Raw genomic sequence first — 7,145 nt, forward strand, 5'->3', positions numbered from 1 at the left:
GGTTACAGCTCCTGACTGGCAGCGCGCGCGGAGCGTGCTCGATCAAGGGTGGGGGTGGGCTTGGGCCCCTCCTGTCCGGCGGCGGGCAAGGAGGGAGGGAGGGCGGTGCGGACGGCGTCCAGGAAGGCGTCGTTCTCGGCGGGCGTGCCGGCGGTGACGCGCAGCCACCCGGGGACGCCGTTGTCGCGGACCAGGACGCCCTGGTCGAGGATGGCCTGCCACACCGCGTGGGTGTCGGCGAAGCGGCCGAACTGGACGAAGTTGGCGTCCGAGTCGGTGACCTCCAGGCCCATTCCCCGCAGCGCGTCGACCAGCCGGTCGCGCTCCTCCTTGAGCCGCCCGACGTACCCCAGCAGGGTGTCGGTGTGCTCCAGGCAGGCCAGCGCGGTGGCCTGGGTGACGGCCGACAGGTGGTACGGCAGGCGCACCAGCTGCACCGCGTCCACCACGGCCGGGTCGGCGGCCAGGTAGCCCAGGCGCAGCCCGGCCGCGCCGAAGGCCTTGGACATGGTGCGGCTGACCACCAGGTTGGGGCGGCCCTCGATCAGCGGCAGCAGCGAGGCGCGGTGCGAGAACTCGACGTACGCCTCGTCCACCACCACCAGGCTGGGCCGGGCGGCCTGCGCGGCCTCGTACAGCCGCAGCACGGTGTCGGCGTCCACGGCGGTGCCGGTCGGGTTGTTGGGCGAGCAGACGAAGACCACGTTCGGCCGGTGCTCCGCGATGGCGGCGACGGCGGCGTCCACGTCGATGGTGAAGTCCTCGTTGCGCGGCCCGGAGATCCAGGCCGTGCCGGTGCCCCGGGAGATCAGCGCGTGCATCGAGTACGAGGGCTCGAAGCCGAGCGCGCTGCGGCCGGGACCGCCGAAGGTCTGCAGCAGCTGCTGGAGCACCTCGTTGGAGCCGTTGGCCGCCCACACCTGCTCACGCCGGACGGGGAAGCCGGTGGTCTTCCCGAGGTACGCGGCGAGGCCCTCGCGCAGCTCGACCGCGTCCCGGTCGGGGTAGCGGTTCAGCCCGCGGGCGGCCTCGGCGACGCGCTCGGCGATCCGGGCGACCAGTTCCTCGGGCAGCGGGTAGGGGTTCTCGTTGGTGTTCAGCTGGACGGGCACGTCCAGCTGCGGCGCGCCGTACGGGGACTGGCCGCGCAGCTCGTCCCGGACCGGCAGATCATCGATGGCAGTCACGAGCCCGGCACCGTCCAATCGAAACGAGCCTTGATCGCGTCCCCGTGCCCCGGCAGGTCCTCGGCGTTCGCCAGGGTGACCACGTGCGCGGCGACGTCCGCCAGCGCCTCCCGGTCGTACTCGACGACCTGGACGCCGCGCAGGAAGGTCTGCACCGACAGCCCGGAGGAGTGGCAGGCGCAGCCGCCGGTCGGCAGCACGTGGTTGGAGCCGGCCGCGTAGTCGCCCAGCGAGACCGGGGTCCAGCGGCCGATGAAGATCGCACCGGCGTTGACCACCCGGGCCGCCACGGCGTGGGCGTCGCGGGTCTGGATCTCCAGGTGCTCGGCCGCGTACGCGTTGACCACGGCGAGGCCCTGCTCCAGGTCGTCGACCAGGATGATGCCGGACTGCCTGCCGCCCAGCGCCTCGGCCACCCGCTCGCCGTGCTTGGTCCTCGCGACCTGCACGGCCAGCTCGGCCTCGACCGCGTCGGCCAGTGCCGGGGAGTCGGTGACCAGCACCGAGCCGGAGGTCGGGCCGTGCTCGGCCTGGCTGATCAGGTCGGCGGCGACGTCGGACGCCAGCGCGCTGTCGTCGGCGAGGACGGCGATCTCGGTCGGGCCGGCCTCGGAGTCGATGCCGATCCGGCCGGCGAAGTAGCGCTTGGCGGCGGCCACGTAGATGTTGCCCGGGCCGGTGACCATGTTCACCGGCGCGCACTCCTCGGTGCCGAGGGCGAACATCGCGACCGCCTGGGCGCCGCCGACGGCGTACACCTCCTCCACGCCGAGCAGCGCGCAGGCCGCCAGGATGGTCGGGTGGACGCGGCCGCCGAACTCCTTCTGCGGCGGCGAGGTGACGGCGATGCCCCGGACGCCCGCCGCCTGGGCCGGCACCACGTTCATCACCACGGAGGACGGGTAGACCGCCAGCCCGCCCGGCACGTACAGGCCGACCCGCTCGACCGGCACCCAGCGCTGGGTGACCGTGCCGCCCGGCACCACCTGGGTGGTGTGCCCGGTGCGGCGCTGGTCCGCGTGCACGGCTCGGGCCCGGCGGATCGACTCCTCCAGCGCGGCCCGGACCTTCGGGTCCAGCGTCTCCAGTGCCGCGGTCAGCTGCTCGGCCGGGACCCGGGTCGACTCCAGCCGGACGCCGTCGAAGCGCTCGGTGATCTCGATCAGCGCCGCGACCCCGCGATGGCGTACGTCCTCGGCGATCGGCCGCACCTTCTCCAGGGCGGCCGCGACGTCGAACTCGGCACGGGGCAGCAGGTCACGCGGGTCGTCCAGCGAGCCGCGGAGGTCGATTCGAGAGATCACGCCACCCAGTGTAAGGAGTGGCCGGAACCGCTGGTCCCGCATTTCAGTCCGTGATACGAAGGGCGAGACGACCGGGGGGACGGGGGAAACCATGGCGGAGCGTGCTCCGGAGGGCTGGAACGGGGTCGAGCGGAGGCTCTGGGAGGCCTACCGCGAGGGCGAGATCCTGGACCTTCGTACGGGCGAGGCGGAGGCCGACGACCCCTTCGGCGACGCCGTCTGGGGCCCCGAGCGCACCGTCCGCGCCGAGGTGCTCGCCCATCTGCTGCTGGCCGGCCCGGAGCCCGCCGCCGGGCGGGTCGCCTCGCTGCGGCTCAGCGGCGTGCTGGTCACCGGGGCGCTCAAGCTGGCCGGCGCCGACATCGACCGCTACGTCGAGGTGCACGGCTGCCGCTTCGACCAGAAGATCCTGATGTCCGAGGCCGTGGCCTCGACGCTGCGCTTCGTGGGCTGCCTCATCCCCCGGCTGGAGGCCTCCCGGCTCTCCACCACCGGCGACCTCCACCTGGCCCGCTGCCGCGTCCCCGAGGGCATCCGGCTCACCGACTCCAAGATCGGCACCGATCTGCTGCTCAACCAGACGGTGGTCGGCGGCGACCGCTTCGCCCGTGCCGTCTCCGCCGACGGGATCACCGTCAACCAGGACTTCGAGGCCGAACGCCTGGAGACCACGGGCGAGTTGAGCATACGGACGGCCCGGATAGGCGGCCGGCTCTCGCTGCGCGGCGCCCAGCTGCGCGCCGTCCCGGAGAAGAACCGCATCTGCTTCAACGCCGTCCGGGTCAGTGTCGGCCACACCCTCTACCTGACCGGCTCCGCCGACCGCGGCTGGTCCGGCTCCCGCGGCTACTACGGCTCCGGCTACGGGGAGTACCCGCCGCCGGACGGCCCGGTCACCCCGTTCCGCGCCTGGGGCCAGGTCCGCCTCTCCGACTCGCGCTTCGACAGCGCCTGCCTGATCTCCGGCGAGTTCCACCTGGCGGACACGGACGAACTCGCGCTGAGCCGCATCCAGACCCCCGAACTGCGCTTCACCTGCAAGTTCCGCCCCACCGGCACCGTCTCGCTCTCCCGCGCCCGGATCGGCAACCTGGTCGACGCCCCGGAGGCGTGGCCGCTCGGCAAGCACCTGCGCCTCACCGGCTTCGTGTACGAGAACCTGCGTCCGGCCCGCCCCTTCACCGTCCAGCAGCGGATCGCCTGGCTGGAGGGCTCCTCGGTGGACTTCCAGCCGGAGTCCTACGAGCAGCTCGCCACCGCCCTGCGCCGCGACGGCGCCGACGACGACGCCCGCGAGGTGCTGTACGCCAAGCAGCGCCGGCGCCGGCGCACCCTGCCGCTGCCCGCCCGGGTCTGGGGCGCGGTCCAGGACGTCACCGTCGGCTACGGCTACCGGCCCGGCCGGGCGGGACTGTGGCTGCTGCTCGCCTGGATCCTCGGCAGCCTCTGGTTCGCCACCCACCCGCTGGAGCCGCTCAAGGCCGACGAGCGCCCGCACTGGAACCCGGTGCTGTACACCCTCAACCAGCTGCTGCCGATCGTGGACCTCAACCAGGGCGGCTGGAACCCCGCGGGCCTCACCCAGTGGATCTCCGCCGGGCTGGTCGTGATCGGCTGGCTGCTCGCCTCCACGGTCGTCACCGGCGCCACCAGGATGCTCCAGCGCGGCTGAGCCGGCCGACGGCCGACCCGTCGGCCCGTCGACCGTCGGCGGTCGGCGGGCGGCGGTCGGCCCGTCGGCGGCCGCCTCATCGACGGCCGACCCCGCCGACCGTGCGACAAGGCCCCCGCCCGGGGAACTACGCTGTCCGCCGTGACAGAACGGCTGCCGCTCTTCCCGCTGAACACCGTGCTCTACCCGGGCCTGGTGCTGCCCCTGAACGTCTTCGAGGAGCGCTACCGCCGTCTCGTCGCCGACCTGCTCGAACAGTCCGAGGACACCCCCCGGCGGTTCGGCGTGCTCGCGATCAGGGACGGCCGGGAGGTCGCCCCGGTCAGACCCGAGGGGGGCCCGGCCGGCCCGCTGGACGGCCTCGGCACCGTTACCGGGGACCCCTTGGAGGCGATGTTCCACATCGGCTGCGTCGCCGACATCGCCTCGGTCGAGCACCAGCCGGACGGCCGCTACGAGCTGCTGGTCACCGGCACCACCCGGTTCCGGCTGCGCTCGGCGGACGTCTCCGGCCCGTACCTGACCGGTGAGATCGAGCCCATCGAGGAGCGCCCCGGCGAGGGGTCCGGCGCGCTGGCCTCCGAGGTCGAGCGGGCGTTCCGGGTCTACCAGAAGCGCCTGGCCGGCGCCCGCGAGGCCAGCACCGTCGGCCACCAGGAGCTCCCGGACGACCCGCAGGTGCTCTCCTACCTGGTCGCCGCCGCCTCGGTGTTCGAGACCCCGGTCAAGCAGCAGCTGCTCGCCTGCCCGGACAACGCCCAGCGGCTGCGCGCCGAACTCGACCTGCTGCGCCGCGAGAGCGCCGTCCTCAGCTGGCTGCCCTCGCTGCCCGCCGCCGACCTCACCCGCCAGCGCTTCAGCCCCAACTGACCGAGGACCCCGAGGACCCGACATGGCCAAGAAGCCCAGGAAGGGCGGCCAGGGCACGCCCGCCACCGTCGCCCTGGAAGCCGCCGCCGTCCCGTTCACCGTGCACGCCTACGACCACGACCCGGCCGCCGCCTCCTACGGCGGCGAGGCCGCCGAGGTCCTCGGCATCGCCCCCGAGCGGGTCTTCAAGACCCTCGTCGCCGACGTGGACGGCACCCTCACCGTCGGCGTGGTCCCGGTCGCCGGCCAACTCGACCTCAAGGCCCTGGCGGCGGCCGTCGGCGGCAAGCGCGCCGCCATGGCCGACCCGGCCGCCGCCGAGCGCAGCAGCGGCTACGTCCTCGGCGGCATCTCCCCGCTGGGCCAGCGCCGCCCGCTGCGGACCGTCGTCGACGCCAGCGCGCTCGGCCACCCCACGGTCTACGTCTCGGCGGGCCGCCGCGGCCTCGAAGTCGAACTGGCCCCGGGCGACCTCATCGGCCTCACCAGGGCCAGCACCGCCCCCATCGCCCGCTGAGCGCTGCCGAGCACCCTCCGGGCCCAGCCGAGTGCCCCCGGATCCCCTTCCCCGCGAAAGCGGGGCGCGGGGGCGCGAGGGGACGACGCGTACGTCAGTGCCCCGTACCGCTCCCCGTTCCCGGTCCCGGCTGCGACCCCGGTCCCGGGTACGGCCCGGCCCACGGCCCCGTCGGCGCCCCCGCCGGAGGCACCCCCAGCGGCGACTGCGCCACCGGCGCCCAGTACGGCGGCGGGTCCTCCTCGCGCTTGCCGAACGCCGCCGAAAGCAGGAGCAGCACCACCATCGCCGTCATCGGCCAGACCAGCAGCGCCCCCAGCGCCCCCAGGTCGATGCCCGCGTCGAAGTGCCCGCCGTTGCCGACCCGCCGGGCCTCACCGATCAGGTCGTTGCCCGGCCCGAGCCAGCGCCCGATCCGCCAGGCCCCGATCGACCCGAGCAGCCCGCCGACGGTCAGCCCCAGCGCGACCGCGATGCCGCCGCCGCGCCTGCGGGTGACCAGGAAGGCGCCGAGCGCGGTCAGGATCCCCGCCCCCAGGCAGATGAGCACGAACACCGCGTCGGCGCCGGCCCGCTGCTCCCCCTCGGGGTCGGCGTAGAGGATGCGGTCCCCGTCCACCACCAGCGGCACCTTCGGCGCCAGCCAGGCCCACAGCCCGGCCACCACGAGACCGGCCACCAGGCAGGCGACCACGACCCCCGCCCCGATCCGGACCTCCGGCAGCAGCCGCTGCCCCAGCGGGGTCGTCCCGTGCCCGAGGGCGGTGGCCCCGTACGGCGGCGCGAACGGGTCGGACGCTGCGTCCGGCACCGCCTGCGCATCGCGCGCGTCGTGCACGCCGTGCGGGCCGTGCACGTCGGCGGGGGCGGGATCCGGAGGTGTGTTCGGTACGGTCACGGGCCCCATCGTTTCACGACGGCCACTCGAACGACCCACCACCGTACCGACCGCCGTACCGACCGCCGCACCGGCCCGTGCCGCACCGGACCGGGCAGCACCTCGGGACGGCCCGCCGCGCGACGCCCTACCGCGAGACCGCCCGCCGGTACGCCCAGGTGGCGACGGCCAGCGACACCACGCCCACCCCCGCGCAGACCGCCAGGTCCCCGAGCACCAGCGCCCAGTCCGGATCCGGCGCGAACGTCCGCGCGAAGGCGTCCACCCCGTACGTGGACGGCAGCAGGTCCCGCAGCCACTGCACCGGCTGCGGCAGGTGGTTCACCGGCAGCACGCCCAGCAGCAGGGCCGCCGACATCCCGAGCTGCCCGAGCATCGTCGCGATCTCCTGGCGCGGCGCCAGCAGCCCGCAGACCGCTCCCAGCCCGGACAGCGCGGCCCCGGCCAGCGGCACGACCGCCAGCAGCACCCACAGCTGCCCGAGCGGCAGCCCGAACATCACCGCCCCGAACACCGCCGTGGCGAGCGTCCCGGGCAGGGTGAAGGAGGCGTACGCGGCGGCCGCCCCCAGCACCACCGAGGCGGCCGGCACCGGCAGCGTCGCGTAGTGGTCGAGCCCGCCGGTGGCCCGCAGCTTCCCGAAGTACTGGGCGAGCAGGTTCAGCGCGACGAAGGCCACCACCAGCACGCTCGACCC

The 7,145-nt window shown here is 74.5% G+C and carries 7 protein-coding genes; 3 read left to right on the top strand and 4 right to left on the bottom strand.

The window, feature by feature from the left end; all coding sequences use genetic code 11:
* Positions 1 to 2 precede the first annotated feature (2 nt).
* Positions 3 to 1,187, bottom strand: a complete 1,185-nt coding sequence (locus tag ACFVVA_RS27245) for a histidinol-phosphate transaminase (protein WP_387693444.1) — start codon at positions 1,185 to 1,187, stop codon at positions 3 to 5.
* A complete protein-coding gene (gene hisD, locus ACFVVA_RS27250) occupies positions 1,184 to 2,491 on the bottom strand; it encodes a histidinol dehydrogenase (protein WP_387693445.1) in 1,308 nt (435 codons plus the stop codon). Before hisD ends, ACFVVA_RS27245 begins: the two co-directional genes overlap by 4 nt.
* A gap of 91 nt (positions 2,492 to 2,582) precedes the next feature.
* Here hisD and ACFVVA_RS27255 point away from each other — a divergent pair, with 91 nt between their 5' ends.
* The 3 genes from ACFVVA_RS27255 (at position 2,583) to ybaK (ending at position 5,550) form a co-directional block, all read left to right on the top strand.
* Positions 2,583 to 4,163, top strand: coding sequence for an oxidoreductase (locus ACFVVA_RS27255; protein ID WP_387693446.1), 1,581 nt, complete (start codon positions 2,583 to 2,585; stop codon positions 4,161 to 4,163).
* 132 nt (positions 4,164 to 4,295) lie between these two features.
* Positions 4,296 to 5,033: an LON peptidase substrate-binding domain-containing protein gene (locus ACFVVA_RS27260; RefSeq protein ID WP_387693461.1), complete on the top strand. Its 738-nt coding sequence runs from the start codon at positions 4,296 to 4,298 to the stop codon at positions 5,031 to 5,033.
* Positions 5,034 to 5,055: 22 nt separating this feature from the next.
* On the top strand, positions 5,056 to 5,550 hold the full coding sequence (ybaK, locus tag ACFVVA_RS27265; RefSeq protein ID WP_387693447.1) for a Cys-tRNA(Pro) deacylase: 495 nt from the start codon (positions 5,056 to 5,058) through the stop codon (positions 5,548 to 5,550).
* Between the two features lie 94 nt (positions 5,551 to 5,644).
* Here the strand turns inward: ybaK and ACFVVA_RS27270 are convergent, their stop codons facing one another.
* Both ACFVVA_RS27270 and ACFVVA_RS27275 read right to left on the bottom strand, forming a co-directional pair.
* Positions 5,645 to 6,448 carry a hypothetical protein gene (locus ACFVVA_RS27270; protein WP_387693448.1) on the bottom strand — a complete coding sequence of 268 codons (804 nt, stop codon included), beginning with the start codon at positions 6,446 to 6,448 and terminating at the stop codon, positions 5,645 to 5,647.
* A 127-nt stretch (positions 6,449 to 6,575) separates the two neighbouring features.
* The coding region (locus ACFVVA_RS27275) for an ABC transporter permease (RefSeq protein ID WP_387693449.1) at positions 6,576 to 7,145 on the bottom strand (570 nt) is incomplete at its 5' end.

Origin of the sequence: Kitasatospora sp. NPDC058048 (assembly GCF_042885555.1) — a bacterium.
Lineage (GTDB): Bacteria > Actinomycetota > Actinomycetes > Streptomycetales > Streptomycetaceae > Kitasatospora > Kitasatospora lactacystinica.